The sequence below is a fragment of the Oceanotoga teriensis genome, assembly GCF_003148465.1.
GTDB classification, from domain to species: domain Bacteria; phylum Thermotogota; class Thermotogae; order Petrotogales; family Petrotogaceae; genus Oceanotoga; species Oceanotoga teriensis.
Genome location: NZ_QGGI01000016.1, coordinates 1 through 16,937 on the forward strand (window position 1 = coordinate 1; position 16,937 = coordinate 16,937).

A 16,937-nucleotide genomic window follows, 5' to 3' on the forward strand; every position below is an offset into this window, starting at 1 on the left:
ACAATTTAATTATAACCTATGGAGGTAAATATCCCTTTTAACATCGTTTAAAATTACTTTAAATAAACGTTTTTAGAATTTAGAAAGATACTATAATATATGATATAAAAGGAGGTAGATAATTTTGAAAACGATAATTGTAATTAACTATACAAAATTATGCCTTTCAGAACTATCTGGTAATAAAATTAAAAATTTTGTTGAAGAAGCATACAATAATAATGAAAAAACTTTATTTGATTTTTATGGAATAACAAAGTTTGCAACAAGTTTTTTTAATTATGTTTTTGGAACATATATTTTGAAATACGGCATCGAAAAATATAATTCATTAATAGAAGTAACTAATTTAACAGAATTAGGTAATGAGTTATATAGTAAATCAGTGGAAAATGCAATAAAACAGTCAAAAATGAATTCCGATGAAAAAGTTCGAGTAGAAAACTTTTTCAAAGATTTAGAAGAGTAAGGTGTTCATTATGTTAAATTCATGTGTTTATAATCTTAATAATATTGATTTTAAATATCTAAACGAAAATGATTTCTTTATTGATACAAATGTTTTATTCTGGTATCATTATGCTTTTGCAAAATATAATTATAATAATATAAAAATTGCTGAATATCAAAAGAAATATCCCGAATTTATTGAACAATTTATAGAAAAAAATAAGAATTTATTTACATCTTCGATAAATTTATCAGAGTTGTTTTATAGAATTGAAATGACAGAATATAAACTTTATAAAAAAAATAATAATAACCCCTCTTTAAAATTAAAAGATTACCGTAACATAGAAGTTGAAAGAAATAAATTAAAAAAAACATTAAATGCAATTTATAAAGAAATTAAAAATTTATACACTATAAAAGATATAAATTTTACAAATAATAATTTACTGGAATATATCAACGAAATGTCTACTCATAAATGTGATGTATATGATCATGCAATTTTATCTTTTATTAAAAGTAAAAAATTATTGAATGTTATTTCAGATGATAGTGATTTTACATCAATTTCTGGAATAAATGTTTATACTTTAAATAATAAAGCTATAAAAAATAACAATTCATAGTTTAGAATTCTAAATGATTAGTCAAAATTTCACATCAGTTTTCTTTTCTTTAAGTATATATAGAAATATCTAAAGGTTAAACCTGTATTTCATAGCGATAGAAACTTGAAATATATTTATAAAATTAAAAAAACATACAACGATATAAAGTATATTCACGTATTGATAACTATGGAGAAAATGACCTTATGAATGCTTTGTTCAATACATTCAAACCTTAAATATTTTATAACTATTATAGATTTCAGAAAAACTTTGGATGCTTGATTCTTTTAAAATTTAAAAATCTAGCATCCTTTTTTATATAAAATTTTATTAATTTTTGTATTTAGCTCAATTCATTTACGACAGATAATTTATTTATATTGAAAAGCGTAATAATTATTTCAATATCCGCTCATTCACTTTCTTCAATTTTAAATAATTTACTTTCTTGAGAAAGCTCTACCACTATATTGCCACTATCTAAGAGTTCGGTTGGTAATTTATCTTTTAAAATAGATACTACAAGCTGAATATTTTTTTCTTTCACAAATTTTGAAACTTCAATTAATTGATTATCATGCATCAATTCTTTTTTATCGTTTAATAAAAAATGTAAACAAGGTATTCTTTCTTCATCGGCAAATAAAACATATGCTAAATCAAAACACAAAATCTCACCTTGTTTTTTTCCTGAACTAAGATTAGTATTAAAAGCGCTAAATTTATAAATTAGTTGATTTTTCTTGTTTTTTATCTTATCGTATTTTAAAGCATATTTTTCTCCATACAGTTTATAAGAAATATCTGAAAAATATTTATTAAATTTTTTCACTTGAACTTTTATTACCTCTTCAAAATCACCGGAAAAAAGTAAATTATCAATTTCTTCTATCTTTTTATTCAATTCATTAATATTAATTTCAACCTCTTCAAATTGTGTAATAGAACTTTCATATTCACCTTTTAATGCATGTTTTTTATTTAATTCTCGAATAATTTTTTCAAGTTCTTCAAAAGAATCACTTTTTGCAATTTTTTCTGATAACTCTTTCTCTTTTTTTAATAGCTCTGTTAATTTCATTTCTTCTTGTTTTATTTTCTCTTTTAATAAAGGTAATTCAGCAGTAATAAATTTGGTTTTTTCAACTAACATTTTATTATGATATGCAACTAGATCTTCAAATTTCTTCTGTATACCCGAAATATTCTTCGTTGCTTCCTTATAAATTATTTCAAGTTGTCTTAAATCAATTTTTGAAATATTTTGCTTCATCTCCAACTCAGCTTCTTCTATAAGATTTTCTCTTATTTTTAATTTACTAATTTCAGAACTACTTTTATTAATTCTGTATTTAATAAAATTTAACTCCTCTAAATCCTGTTCAAAATTTTCGTTTAAATTTAAATTCGATTTTCTTTTATTTAAATCATCGATTTCATCTTCAATAATTGATAATAACATTTCATAAGCTGATTTTGTTTCTTTTTTTTCAAGCCTTTGTTTAAAAGTTTTTTCTTGATCCATCTTAGTTAATAATGATTGTTTTTTTGATCCATCTTCGAATTTACACCCCAATAAAAATAAGTATAATGCTTCGTATTCAACATCGGATGTATATTTATTTAACGTTTTTAATGTATTATTGATATTTTCATCTTTATACCTTATATTATGAGATATTATCTGCCTGAATGTTGGTTTATCCGATTTTTGTTGAGGTATAATAAGCCTCTGTAATTCATCTTCAAAATCCTGTTCTAATATATCTTTGTCATTTATTCGTCTAATGGCTTTCTTTCTGGAAAGAAAATTTCTTTCAATTTTAATTTGTATAGAATCTTCATTAGATAAATCTTCAACTAAAACTAGAGTCACCAAAATTTCATTATCAATTAGGTAGTCTTTAACTAACTTATATTCTTCTTTTTTATTTTCCGTATCTGAATATATAACCTTTGGTTTTGCTCCCAAACAAAAATCTATTAATTTTAAAACTGTAGTCTTACCAACATTATTCCCGGTTAATTGTTCTACATTTGCTGGTGTTTTATCTATAATTAAATTTAACCCCGCTTGAAATTTCAGTTCTCTAATAATTTCATTTTCTTTTGATATTTTCAAATTTTTTATGAACATAATTCCACACATCCATTTTCATCTATTTTTGCTGCATCAATTAAATATAACCAGTCCAAACATAATATAAAAATTGGAAAAGACATATCTACCCTATTTTTTACATTTTGATATAAATCTATTATTTTTTGTTTTTCTTTAATTTTTAATTCCATTAAAAGTATAGAACCATTATAATAAATACTAAGATCCGGATGTATATTATCTGGTAACAACATGATTATATCCCTCCGGATTCTTAAAGATTTTACACCTTATAAAAGCATCAACAACTAAAATCTGAACACACATTTCTAATTCTTCATAAGGAATCTCAACATAATTGTTGCTTTTTAATATAATATCTATCACATTATCAATTATATTAAAAAAAATAATTTCTGAAATTTCTTCTTTATTCTGCAACAATACATATTGCTTCCTAATTGCCTGTAAAACTGAAAAACTTTTATTTGCTCCTATTTTATCAAATTCAGTATATTTTTCATCAAGTTTAATATAAAAAATCTTATAATCATCAATTGTTTCCCTAACACTTTCCAAAGAATTAAATTCTATTTTTCTATTAATCTCAAAGCTATTATCTGAATATTCCTCGATTTCACTCAATTTTTCAGAGGCTAAAATATTTATAATTGTAGCTAAATTTGTATCGACTTTAAATATATCCGGCTCCTCTCCCAACTCTTTTTTTATAAATTCAAAAAATGCCTTTTGTTTATCAATATGCATGTTCAATACATTATCTAAAATAGATTTTACATCAATAATATCTTCTTTTGGATTAAATAAAACATTATTTGGATTCTTATATTTCATTTTTCTTAAATTTTCCGCTTCTCTTGCAATTGATATAAAATAAAATCTATACCCCGGATAATTATTAAAAATTTCTTTTTCTAAAGATTTTTCAATTTTTTGTTTTGTACTTGTAGAAGAAACCTGAGCAATAATTTTGTTTTCATTATCTATCAAATCTATACCTTCGATATTTTGTTTAAAAGTATTCATATTTTCTAAATTAAAATTAAAAATCATATTTAATAAATTTGCAAAAAATGTCTCTGAATAAATATTATAATCTAAAACATTCAACTTACCTCTAGTTGCAACACTATTAGATAAAACTTGTAATTTATTTTCAATATAATTAAAGTAATATGATCTATTCATCGGCATATCAAAAAAACTCCTTAATTTTCTTTTATTTGATTATTTTCAACAAAAAGCAAATATGTATCAATCTCTAATGCATTATATAATTAATTTTATCATAAATTTAATTATCTATAACTTAAAATATACAAAATAATCAAAAACAAAATAAGTTAACAATAAATAAATAAAATATATAATATGTTTTTTAATAAGTAAGAAAAATAAAAATTATAACTTCAATAAAAGTATTGACAATAAAAACTATAAAACTTATATACATAAAAAAATAAAAATATTTTCAAAACAAATTGCTATAAATACTTCTTAATTTATATTTCAAGTCCTATATAATTTGATTATTATAAATTATTCATTTAATAATTAAGTATATCATATGATCTTTAACCCCAAACGAAAATATCAAACTATTGATTTAATGACGGTAAATCCGTCATATTGATTAATACGTATGTAATCACACTGATGAATTTTATGCTAAGGCATACGATGAATATGAAAGATATACTGCATCTTTCATGACGTTTCGTTTCACTTCACTTTAGCACGGAGTTTCACTCCTTTGGCTAAATACATTTCTTGTACTTGCTAAAGAATCTTTGATTCGTGCTAAAGATGCTTGCACCGTCGAGATTTTGTTCTTTAAATCTCCCTACCAAAGGGATTTTCAATCCCGTTATGAAACCATCGGTTTCATCTTTATTCCACTATGGTTTGATTATTATGAAGAAAAATATTTTGACCTGTGGAATGACTACCACATTTATATTCCAATATGGTTTGATTATTATAATTCTAGATATAAAAATGCTGGATCATATAATAAATTTATATTCCAATATGGTTTGATTATTATCGTCATGAATAAGTTAGAAAATACTACTTATTTATTATTTATATTCCAATATGGTTTGATTATTATCAATTCATCTGTAAATATTACATCATATAAATCAAAATTTATATTCCAATATGGTTTGATTATTATATAAAATATATCCTGTACTCTTATTCTTCCACCATAATTTATATTCCAATATGGTTTGATTATTATATCAGTATCTTTCATTTCAGTAAATTCTAATAATTCATTTATATTCCAATATGGTTTGATTATTATACTATCGTTATTTGGATTATACCAAATAGCTCCCTCATTTATATTCCAATATGGTTTGATTATTATAAATAAACTTTTCCTTTAAAACTTTCAGCAAAAGAAATTTATATTCCAATATGGTTTGATTATTATTATTAACAAACTTTCTATAACTTACTATATTATAAATATTTATATTCCAATATGGTTTGATTATTATAATGTCTAAAACTTCTATTATTCCTTTAGAAGTTCTATTTATATTCCAATATGGTTTGATTATTATAAACATCTTGAATATTTAAAAAACGGATATGTAAGGATTTATATTCCAATATGGTTTGATTATTATTATTAACAAACTTTCTATAACTTACTATATTATAAATATTTATATTCCAATATGGTTTGATTATTATAATGTCTAAAACTTCTATTATTCCTTTAGAAGTTCTATTTATATTCCAATATGGTTTGATTATTATTATTAACAAACTTTCTATAACTTACTATATTATAAATATTTATATTCCAATATGGTTTGATTATTATAATGTCTAAAACTTCTATTATTCCTTTAGAAGTTCTATTTATATTCCAATATGGTTTGATTATTATTTACTTTCATTTTAATTCTTAATTTTTAAATTCTTTATTTATATTCCAATATGGTTTGATTATTATTTTTCATGAAAGCCCGTTCAGACACCTTATAATTCAAATTTATATTCCAATATGGTTTGATTATTATAACGTTTTATAATAAAAACAAACTACATCCAATTGTATTTATATTCCAATATGGTTTGATTATTATAAACTTCAAGAAATGAAATTCATTACTCCAGAAAAAATTTATATTCCAATATGGTTTGATTATTATTTCATTGTGATTATAACTCCCAGTGAAAGTTCCTACATTTATATTCCAATATGGTTTGATTATTATTTCATTGTGATTATAACTTCCTGTAAAATTGCCAACATTTATATTCCAATATGGTTTGATTATTATATTTTTTGTCTTTTTTGATATAATTTAACTGAAATGATTTATATTCCAATATGGTTTGATTATTATTACTTGCCAACTATTATCAAAAGCTTGACTAACACTGATTTATATTCCAATATGGTTTGATTATTATTAAATCAACATGCTTTAAAATTTCTGCACTTGTTTTATTTATATTCCAATATGGTTTGATTATTATACCTTTGCTAAAGTCAGTAGACTGAGGTTGTAAAAAATTTATATTCCAATATGGTTTGATTATTATAGCTATAAATAATAAACTAAATAGCTCGAAAGTAGCATTTATATTCCAATATGGTTTGATTATTATGATGTTAAAAGACCAAGGATTTTTCATTGTAAGAGTATTTATATTCCAATATGGTTTGATTATTATGATATTTTGTTTATAGCTGTTTCTTTATCAATTAATCATTTATATTCCAATATGGTTTGATTATTATTTTGCTGAAAAAAATATACACGTAAGACCTTACCAGTATTTATATTCCAATATGGTTTGATTATTATATACATCCAAATGAACATCATCATTTTCTGAACTTTATTTATATTCCAATATGGTTTGATTATTATCGTTTTTGAAAGAGGGTGAAATTATGAAATTTACTAATTTATATTCCAATATGGTTTGATTATTATATGGCACAAAGAATCCAAGAACAACAAGAAAAAATAATTTATATTCCAATATGGTTTGATTATTATTACTTAAAATGTATCAAGATTCTTTAGAAAAAACAGCATTTATATTCCAATATGGTTTGATTATTATAAAAATGAACCTGTTGAATTGATATTCTTAAGTGTTATTTATATTCCAATATGGTTTGATTATTATATTAATATAAGTATGATAATTAAATGTCTTAATAAAATTTATATTCCAATATGGTTTGATTATTATAAAATTCTTCTTTTGTCATCTAATCACCAACCCATCATTTATATTCCAATATGGTTTGATTATTATTTAATGGCGTCGTAGCTACTTTTAATATCTTTCTTTATTTATATTCCAATATGGTTTGATTATTATGCGCCAAATTTAAATGCCTATTATTTCTCATTTATAACCTTATAATCTGTCTAACTGATAAAAAACCACACATTCAATCTTTAACAAAATTTACATAAGAAAATTTTTATTATTATTAGCCATTTTTAGAATCTGTCTATCTTAGGTGTTTATTTGATTAGTTGAGGTCGACAGATTTTCAAATAAAATTATTTTCCTCTTTATTTTCTAAATACCTTCCTATACCCTTTCTAAATATATTTCTTCGCCTCACTTTCGTTTTGAATTTTCTTTTAATAATAGTATAATTTTATTAAAATGTAAATGATTATTTTTTTTTAGATATTTGACATAAATAAAATGTTAAAAAAACCTTATTTTAATTTTATCATATTTATATAAATTAATTCAATAAACATCTAAAATAAAAATATTCTATTAGAAAAATTCAAGGTGGTGATAAAAAATAAAAAAGTTATCTGGAATGCATATATATTACTTTAATATCTGCAAAAGAAAACTTTGGCTTTTTTCTCATAATTTAAACTTCGAAGATGAAAATATTGATGTGAAAATAGGTAAAGTGATAGAAGAAGAGTCATATAGTTCTCAAAAAAAGAATTATATGATAGACAACATAAATATAGATTATATAAAAAAGAATAAAACAATACATGAAATAAAAAAAAGCAATTCATTCGAAGAAGCTAATATCATGCAAATCAAATATTATTTGTACATATTAAAAGAATATGGTTTAGATGATATAAAAGGTATATTAGAATATCCAAAGTTATATATAAGAAAAGAAGTACATTTAGATAAAAATGATGATATTATAATAGAAAAACAAATAGATGAAATATATAAAATAATAAATGATAAAAAAATACCTAATGTAATAGATAATAAAATATGTAAAAAATGTGCATATTATGAATATTGCTATGTATAAGAGGTGATTTTATGAAAAGATCTTATTATTTATTTTCTAACGGAGAATTAAAACGAAGAGATAATTCATTAATTATAAAAAACGACAAAACATCAAAATATATACCAGTAGAAGACGTAAATCAAATATATGTTTTTGGAGAAATATCCTTTAATTCAAAACTTACTAATTTTTTATTTCAAAATAACATAACTGTACATTTTTTCAATTATTACGGATATTATTCTGGCAGTTTTTATCCTAGAGAAAGTTTATTATCTGGAGATGTACACTTAAAACAAGCTGTTAGTCATTTAAATTTTCAAAAAAGATTATTAATTGCAAAAGAATTTATAGATTCTGCAAGTTTTAATATAAGTAGAAATTTAAAATATTACAATAGAAAAGAAGTTAATTTAGAAACACAAATAAAAGATATAGAACTATTAAGAAATAAATTAAACAAAGTTAATTCAATTGAAGAATTAATGGGAATAGAGGGTAATATAAGAAAAATATATTATTCTACTTGGAATTTTTTCATAAACCAAAATATAAACTTTCATAAAAGAGAAAAACACCCTCCAAAAAATTGGATAAATTCATTAATATCATTTATCAATTCTTTAATATATACTACAACTTTAACCGAAATATATCATACTCATTTAGATCCTACCATAAGTTTTTTACACTCTCCCTCCGAAAGAAGATTTAGCTTAAGTTTAGATATTTCAGAAATATTCAAACCTATTATAGGAGATAGATTAATATTTTCTTTATTAAATAAAAATATGATAACTCATGAATCTTTTATAGAAGAATTTAATCATATAATATTAAAAGATTCTTCAAAAAAAATTATATTGAAAGAATTTGATGAAAGATTAAAACAAACAATAAAACATAAAAAACTTAATAAAAAAGTATCATATAGAAAATTAATCAGACTAGAATGCTACAAATTAGAAAAACATATAATAGAAGAAAAAAAATATGAAGGTTTTAAAATATGGTGGTGATAAATATTGTATATAATATTAATTTATGACATAAATATTGAAGAAGACAATAAAAAAGGTCAAAGAATATTAAATAATTCATTTAAAATATGCAAAAAATATTTAAATCATGTACAAAAATCTGTATTTGAGGGTGAAATAGATAAAGCTCAACTTGAAAAACTTCACTCAGAATTAAATAGATATATAAGAAAAGATTTAGATTCAATAATTGTATTTAAAAGTAATAACCCTAGATGGCTAATGAAAGATTTTTGGGGAATTAAAGAAGATAAAACTTCTAATTTTTTCTAAAAGAATAAATCTGTAAAAGTCTATGTAAAATACATATAGAATTAGAAATTTTATCTTATAGATTTTTTAATTTATTATTCTCGGATATATTTTTGCCCATGTTATTTGTGTTGTTATTTCTTTTGGAAATGGGGGAGATTTAGATATATTTTTATCTTTAATATATTCGTTAATTTTATTCTTCATTTCCAATGGATCTTGTTTTGATATTTTTTCTAAAGTATCAAATCCAGAATCAAAATAAAGGGTTGCTCGAATATCTTTTACTCCCGGTAATCTCATAATATCAGCAATATTTGCCAATTTATTTATTTTTTCTACAGGTATTTCTAAGCGATTTGAAAGTTTTTCTTTATTTTCTTGAGTTTTACATTCAATAATTAATGAACCTGTATCTTTTATGTTGATTGATTCTAATTTACTAATATATTTTTTATCGAAAGAATTTATTTTTTTTAATTTTACAGTTCTAAATCTATAAAAAAACAACATATTTCTTAATAATAAAAAATATTCACTGGCAATATTTGTTTTATTTACTATTTTTTTTAATTCAGATACAGATTCTATTTTTTCAAAAAAAGAATTCGTATCTTTAATACCATAATCATATATTGCTTTACATAATTTATTTGATAATGGAATAAGATCATAATAACGTTTTAATAGAGAATCTTCTCTCAAAACAATTGGTAAATCAGAAATCAAAAAATTATCAAATATATTCACTTTACACCCCCTATAGTTTTTAATTTATTATTTTTATTATTTCTCCAAATTCTCCAGTATTTATGATTCCTTTGTTGGCATATTCAAACCATATATTTTTTAAGATTTTAGCTTTTTTATGAAAATCTTCCCAAGTCATACCTTCTAAAAATTTAGAATTTTGCCAAATTTCTTTATTCTCAAATAACATTATTAATTCACTTGTATGTCCACCAGATAATTTATTTTTAGGAATTTTCCATGTGAATTCATACAAATAAGTATTTTTATTTCCATTTTTTATTATATTAAAAAATCGTTTTGCATCTTTTTTGTATATTAGATAAGTCAAAATATCTATTACAATTTCGTTTATCAAATTTCCTATCAATGGAATTTTTTTATTTTTAATCATAAAAGGAATTATATCGGCAAATGTTGAAATCTCTCTATAATTATAGCCTACCATTATGTCAAATGAATCAGATGCTTTTTTCCAAGAATCTACTAATTCATCTTCTGATGGTAAAGGATAATATCCATACTGAACTCCAAAAGGCATATTTCCTTTAAGGCCATGGTCTGACAACTTTGAAGGTATTTCCTTTTGTAAAGTAATTATTTCTTCAACAGATGTATCTTTAGTTATTCCTTTAGTTAATTCTAACATATCCATTGTCATCTTTTGTCTCTTTTTCATAATACCAAATGGAGCACTTTCTATTATAGCCCTGTTAAATAAATCTTCAGTTCCTTCAGAAATCAAAAGATGTGCAACTGAATCACCACCAGCAGATTCTCCAAATAAAGTAATATTATTTGGATCACCTCCAAAGCCTATAATATTAGATTTAATCCATTTTAAAGCTTCTATTTGATCTAAAAGACCTAAGTTAGCTGGTTTATTTACGCCATCTCCTAAATAGCCGAATATACCAAGTCTATATGTTATAGAAACAACAATAACATTATGATCTATTACAAATTGTTTAGGATCATATATTTCATAATCTCCGCCCCCACTCACATAAGATCCTCCATGAATCCAAACCATAACCGGTAATTTTTTGTTTTTATTATCAGCATCAGGTATTGTTACTGATAAATACTGACAATTTTCATCCATTTCAACAGGTCTGGTTAAATTTATTTTAAACTGATCAATAGTTAATGTATCCTCGTTTTGTGGACAAAAAGGTGACCATTTATTCGCAAGTATTACCTCTTTATAATTTGAAATAACTTTTGGTTTTTCAAATCTATTCGCATTCGCATATTTTATCCCTGTTGCCCTTAAAACACCTTCATCTTTCCAACCTATTATTTCTCCACTTGGACAATTCCATTTTATTTGATTGTTCATGTATATTTCCTCCTAAAAACGATATTATACAGGACTTTGGAATTTTATCTGTCTATAGTTATATTAATAAAAATTCGTGAAATATTTTTTACAAAAAGATTAAATCAAGAAAATTTGTCAGCTAATTTTTTAAAATCAAAATATAAGAATAATGATTTTAAATTGATTAGTTATACATAAATAATTAATTTAGTACCAAATATATAATATGTTATTAAAAAAGCTCGCAAAAGCGAGCTTTTTTAATGGTCTATTCCTTTTCTTGAAAGTATTCCTTTTTCATATGGATGTTTTATAGATTTAATTTCAGATAGATAATCTCCTTTTTTTAGTATATTTTTTGATGGATTTCTACCTGTTATAATTAATTCTGTATTTTCTGGTTTTTTATCTATTATATTTAATAATTCTATTTCTTTTATTAGATTATATTCTATTGCCACAGATATTTCGTCGAGTATAACTAAATCTCTCATTTCTTCATAGATCATTTTTTTAGCTTCTTTTATTCCTCTGTTTGCTTCTTCTACATCTTTTTTAGTTTCTTTACCTTTATATATATAATCTGGTCTTCCCGTTTGGATCAATTTTATTTTGTCTAAATTTTCTAATATTGAAACTTCGGAGTATGGATAGCCTTTCATAAACTGAACTATACCAACTGATAATCCAGCTCCTAATGCTCTTATAGCCAATCCTAAAGCTGCTGTTGTTTTACCTTTTCCATCTCCATAATAAATATGTATTAAGCCTTTATTTTCCAATTTAGATTCTCCTTTTAAGAAGATTTATATACATATATTGATTTATTTATTAGCCATTATTAGCCTATGTATGTGTATTGCGAGATATGTAAGTTCATCTTTAGACATTTCTTTATCATATTTTTTTTCTATATATTCTTTAATTTTGAATGATATTTCCATAGATTTAGGATAGGATTCAGATATTTGTTTAAAAAGAGTTTTATCTTTATCTTTTAACATTTTATTTGCAAAAAATCTTTCAACGAAAAATTTTACATGAGTTATAAATCTTATATAATGAATATTTTTGCTATCTATATCAGAATTCAAATTATATTTCACAATATTCGTTATACCAGATATCATTTCGGCATACATCATTCCATCTCGATTTTCTTGATATTCTCCCTGTGCATTTATTATATGAAAAGCTATATTTGCAGCTTCTTCAAATGGCATTTTTATATTAAACTCTTTGTCTAATAATTCTAACGTAAATATCCCTATTTCAAATTCACTTGGATAATAATTTTTTATTTCCCAATAAACTCTATTTTTTATTATCATTTTTTTATTATAACGCTCAACAGCAAAATTTAAGTGATCCATAAGAGTTATATAAATTCCTGTATTAAGTTTGGTTTTTAATTTTTCTTCAGCAAATTTTACTACTTTTTGAGTAATATTTATATATACAGAGGGAATATTTCCAAAAAAGTCAATTATTTCTTTTGTTCTTAGATTGTCAATAGGTATAAATATTTGATCTGCTTCTGATTCTTCAACTTTAGAACCTGATTTTTTACCATAACCTATTCCTTTTCCTAATAAAATATATTCTTTTTGTTTTTCATTACTTACAAGTACTACACTTGAATTTAAAACTTTTTTTATTTTTATCATAGCAAACACCTTCCCTATTGAGATGTCAGACTATTCCAAATCTTCTCCATTACTTTCTATTACTTTTTTATACCAATAAAAAGAATCTTTTTTTATTCTTTTAAGTGTTCCATTCCCATAGTCATCCTGGTCAACATATATAAAACCATATCTTTTTGACATTTGAGATGTTCCAGCACTTATTATATCTATGGGAGCCCAACTCGTATATCCAAAAAGTTCAACTCCCATTTCAATAGCTTCTTTCATTTGTTCGAAATGTTTTTTGAAATATTCTTTTCTATAATCATCATGTATTTTACCATCGGTTTCAACTTTATCTACAGCTCCCATACCATTTTCAACTATTATAAGAGGTTTTTTATATCTGTCATAGAGCTCCAATAAAGATATTTTTAATCCCTTTGGGTCTATTTGCCATCCCCATTCTGTTGAAGGAAGGTATGGATTTTTTACTCCAAAAATAGTATTACCTGCAGTTTTTTCAGAATTTTCATTTGCTGATTCTGTAAGTGACATATAATAACTAAATGATACAAAATCAACTGTATTGTTTTTTAGTATATCTTCATCTCCACTTTCTTTTTTTATTATTATATTTTCTTTTTCAAGCATGTTTTGTATGATTACAGGGTATTCTCCAAATACTTGAACATCTGCTGGAAAATAATTCAAAAGATTTTTAATAAGTGTTTTTTCAACATCTTCAGGATTGCATGTATTCGGATATGTCGTAAGTTTTGTAAGCATACATCCGACCTGACTTTCTGGTATTATTTTATGACATTCTTGTGTAACAAGAGCTGAGGCTATAAACTGATGATGGAATGCTTGATATATTGATTGTTTTATATTTTTACATTGTTCAGGTATAATACCTGCTGTTATAAAAGGATGTCTTTCTATACTATCTATTTCATTGAATGTGAGCCAATATTTTACAAGATTTTTGTATCTTTTGAAACATGTTTTTGAATATTTTACAAAAAGATTTATTATTTTTCTATCTTCCCACCCATTATATTTTACACTTAATTCAAGTGGCATTTCATAATGTGAAAGTGTTACTATTGGTTCTATCTTCAATCTTTTCATTTCAGTGAAAAGTTCTTCATAAAATTCAAGCCCTTTTTCATTAGGTTTTTCTTCTTCACCTGTTGGAAATATTCTACTCCAAGCTATTGAAACTCTAAGTGTTTTGAACCCCATTTCTGCAAAAAGTGCGAGATCTTCTTTATATTTATGATAAAAATCTATTCCTCTTCTTTTAGGATATTTTTTTTCGCTTTTATCTTTAATTGCTTCTTCTATTTGTTGAGAGGTTATTTCCATTTGTTTTTTATAATCTTTAACATAGATCTTTGAGTGAAATTTTATAACATCTGCAACTGACATTCCTTTTCCATCTTCATCCCAGGCACCCTCTGATTGATTTGCTGCTATAGCTCCTCCCCAAAGGAATTCTTTAGAAAATCCTTTACTCATGATTTCACTCCTTTCGGTGTGACAAGTAATAAATCATCATTTTTATTTATTTTTGACATTTTAAGTGTTTTTATATCAAATTCATCACTATTAGTTATCACCATAACAGTTACAGGATCAAATCCTTCTTTTTTTATTTTTTCAAAATCTACTTTTAAAAGAAGATCTCCTTTTTTTACTTCATCTCCTATTTTAACAAGAGGTTCAAAATATCTTCCTTCTAATTTAACTGTATCTATACCAACATGTATTAAAAGTTCTGCACCATTATGTGTTTTCATTCCTATTGCATGATTTGTTTCAAAAAGGGTCTTTATTTTTGCATCTGTAGGAGCATATATTTCTCCATTTTCTGGAATTATAGCTATTCCGTCTCCTACAATTTTAGCAGAAAAAACATCATCTTTTACGTCTGAAATAGAAATAGTTTCACCTATTACAGGTGTTTTTAAAATTTCTTCTTTTAAGTCACTTAATTCTTCAGAATTTATTTCTTCTTCTTTCCAAATAAAAAGAGCACTTACAAAAGCAATTAAAAATGAAACTGCAAAACCTATTATTGCATATACTATATTCATAGGTGCTTTTTCAGAAACATACATTGTCATACTTGCAAGTCCAGGACCAACGAGAACAAAAGCTTCAACTCCTGTTATACCTATAAATGCACCTCCTATGAGTGATCCTATCATAACACTTCCCAATGCTTTTTTGTTTTGAAGGGTAACTCCATAAAGTGCTGGTTCTGTTATACCAAAAAGTGCTGAAATTGCAGCTGAAATTGCAGTAGATTTAACATTTTTATCTTTTGCTTTTATGGCTATTGCAAAACATGTTCCACTTTCAGATATATTATGAGCAAGCGATGCTGGTAAATAAAGAATTTCTTTTCCAAGTTCTCCCATGGTTGCAACTGCATAAGGAATCATTGCTTTGTGCATGCCTGTTGCAACCATAAAAGGTAATACTGCTGCAAGAAGTGCTGTTGCTATCCATCCTACTTTCCCAAAAATAAAAAGAATTATAGCTGCAAAACCTTGACCTATATTATATCCTAATGGGCCTAAAATCAAAAGTGATACAGGCACTGTTATTACGAGTGACATCATAGGTACAAAAAATATTCTTATTGCTTTAGGTGAAATTTTTGTAAATGTTTTTTCCATAAATGCGTAGAAGAATACTGTCAATATTGCTGGAAAAATTTGATATGCATACGCTATATTTTGAAGACCAAACCCAAATAATTCTCCATTTTTAAGCATAGATCCCATATTAGGTAAAAGTAATGCTCCAACTGCAGATAAAGCAACCAAATGATTTACTTTGAGTTTTGATGCCGTTGTTATTGCAACAAGTATTGGCAAAAAATATAATGGAGCATCTCCTATCATATTTAATATTTTATATGTGTTACTTCCAGAATCAAGTATATTAAAAAGTGAAAGAACAAGAAGTAATGATTTTAGAACTCCTCCTCCAGCTATTGCAGGAACAAGTGGCTGAAATACTCCTACAATAAAATCAAGAATAACAGTTCCTAATTTTCTTTTTTTTTCAGATGATGATACTGATTTATTTATATCTCCTATAATTTTTATTACTTCGTTATAAACTTCAATAACTTCATTTCCTATTATTACTTGACATTGGGCTGTCATTCTTACTCCCATTACTCCAGAGATTCTTTCAAGATTTTTAACATCAACTTTTGAATCATCTTTTAGAGTAAACCTTAATCTTGTAGAACATTTTTCAAAATGCGAGATATTTTCTTTACCACCTACATACTTTATTATTTTTACAGCTGTATCTTTATAATTCATACAAACTTCTCCTTTCCTTTCTATGATTAAAATATTATTATAAAAAATAAAAAAAAGGACCTAAAATAAACAAATAATTATTATTTGCTTATTTTAGATCCTGCCTGCATTACCAGTCACATGTCT

Annotated in this window: 14 protein-coding genes and 1 CRISPR repeat array; of the genes, 5 read left to right on the forward strand and 9 right to left on the reverse strand. The window is 24.2% G+C overall.

Annotation, left to right across the window (positions count from 1 at the left end):
- The first annotated feature begins 124 nt into the window (after window positions 1–124).
- Together C7380_RS10235 and C7380_RS10240 are read left to right on the forward strand one after the other, a co-directional pair.
- The gene (locus C7380_RS10235; RefSeq protein WP_158274875.1) at window positions 125–469 is read left to right on the forward strand and encodes an STAS-like domain-containing protein; all 345 of its coding nucleotides are present in this window, start codon (window positions 125–127) and stop codon (window positions 467–469) included.
- A gap of 10 nt (window positions 470–479) precedes the next feature.
- Window positions 480–1,079: a PIN domain-containing protein gene (locus C7380_RS10240; RefSeq protein ID WP_109605581.1), complete on the forward strand. Its 600-nt coding sequence runs from the start codon at window positions 480–482 to the stop codon at window positions 1,077–1,079.
- 397 nt (window positions 1,080–1,476) lie between these two features.
- Here C7380_RS10240 and C7380_RS10245 read toward each other — a convergent pair whose 3' ends face one another.
- The 3 genes from C7380_RS10245 to C7380_RS10255 are packed head-to-tail and all read right to left on the reverse strand — an operon-like array spanning window position 1,477 to window position 4,374.
- A complete protein-coding gene (locus tag C7380_RS10245) occupies window positions 1,477–3,201 on the reverse strand; it encodes a DUF2326 domain-containing protein (RefSeq protein ID WP_109605584.1) in 1,725 nt (574 codons plus the stop codon).
- Window positions 3,192–3,419 (reverse strand): ABC-three component system middle component 6, encoded by a 228-nt coding sequence (locus tag C7380_RS10250; protein WP_109605586.1) that lies wholly within the window; start codon window positions 3,417–3,419, stop codon window positions 3,192–3,194. The genes C7380_RS10245 and C7380_RS10250 overlap by 10 nt, the downstream gene beginning before the upstream one ends.
- A complete protein-coding gene (locus C7380_RS10255) occupies window positions 3,403–4,374 on the reverse strand; it encodes an ABC-three component system protein (protein WP_109605697.1) in 972 nt (323 codons plus the stop codon). The genes C7380_RS10250 and C7380_RS10255 overlap by 17 nt, the downstream gene beginning before the upstream one ends.
- Window positions 4,375–5,072: 698 nt before the next feature.
- Window positions 5,073–7,551: direct repeats of the CRISPR family, unit length 30 nt; unit sequence ATTTATATTCCAATATGGTTTGATTATTAT.
- Window positions 7,552–8,014: 463 nt separating this feature from the next.
- Here C7380_RS10255 and C7380_RS10260 point away from each other — a divergent pair.
- From C7380_RS10260 to cas2, 3 genes are read left to right on the forward strand one after another with little or no spacing between them, the layout of a single operon-like run.
- Window positions 8,015–8,485 carry a CRISPR-associated protein Cas4 gene (locus C7380_RS10260; protein ID WP_109605588.1) on the forward strand — a complete coding sequence of 157 codons (471 nt, stop codon included), beginning with the start codon at window positions 8,015–8,017 and terminating at the stop codon, window positions 8,483–8,485.
- A gap of 11 nt (window positions 8,486–8,496) precedes the next feature.
- Complete coding sequence (cas1b, locus tag C7380_RS10265; protein WP_109605590.1) at window positions 8,497–9,486, forward strand: type I-B CRISPR-associated endonuclease Cas1b; 990 nt, start codon at window positions 8,497–8,499, stop codon at window positions 9,484–9,486.
- Window positions 9,487–9,492: 6 nt separating this feature from the next.
- On the forward strand, window positions 9,493–9,780 hold the full coding sequence (gene cas2, locus C7380_RS10270; RefSeq protein ID WP_109605592.1) for a CRISPR-associated endonuclease Cas2: 288 nt from the start codon (window positions 9,493–9,495) through the stop codon (window positions 9,778–9,780).
- A 66-nt stretch (window positions 9,781–9,846) separates the two neighbouring features.
- Here cas2 and C7380_RS10275 read toward each other — a convergent pair whose 3' ends face one another.
- The 6 genes from C7380_RS10275 to C7380_RS10300 all read right to left on the reverse strand — a co-directional run bounded on the left by C7380_RS10275 (window position 9,847) and on the right by C7380_RS10300 (window position 16,811).
- Window positions 9,847–10,509 (reverse strand): DUF4332 domain-containing protein, encoded by a 663-nt coding sequence (locus C7380_RS10275; protein WP_109605594.1) that lies wholly within the window; start codon window positions 10,507–10,509, stop codon window positions 9,847–9,849.
- Between the two features lie 19 nt (window positions 10,510–10,528).
- Window positions 10,529–11,851 (reverse strand): carboxylesterase family protein, encoded by a 1,323-nt coding sequence (locus tag C7380_RS10280; protein WP_109605596.1) that lies wholly within the window; start codon window positions 11,849–11,851, stop codon window positions 10,529–10,531.
- Window positions 11,852–12,093: 242 nt separating this feature from the next.
- Window positions 12,094–12,615: a cob(I)yrinic acid a,c-diamide adenosyltransferase gene (locus C7380_RS10285; protein ID WP_109605598.1), complete on the reverse strand. Its 522-nt coding sequence runs from the start codon at window positions 12,613–12,615 to the stop codon at window positions 12,094–12,096.
- A gap of 42 nt (window positions 12,616–12,657) precedes the next feature.
- Entirely contained in the window at window positions 12,658–13,500 is an 843-nt protein-coding gene (locus C7380_RS10290; RefSeq protein ID WP_109605600.1) for a PRD domain-containing protein, read from the reverse strand.
- A gap of 30 nt (window positions 13,501–13,530) precedes the next feature.
- Window positions 13,531–14,985, reverse strand: a complete 1,455-nt coding sequence (locus C7380_RS10295) for a glycoside hydrolase family 1 protein (RefSeq protein WP_109605602.1) — start codon at window positions 14,983–14,985, stop codon at window positions 13,531–13,533.
- Window positions 14,982–16,811, reverse strand: coding sequence for a beta-glucoside-specific PTS transporter subunit IIABC (locus C7380_RS10300; RefSeq protein ID WP_109605604.1), 1,830 nt, complete (start codon window positions 16,809–16,811; stop codon window positions 14,982–14,984). Before C7380_RS10300 ends, C7380_RS10295 begins: the two co-directional genes overlap by 4 nt.
- Between the last annotated feature and the right edge of the window lie 126 nt (window positions 16,812–16,937).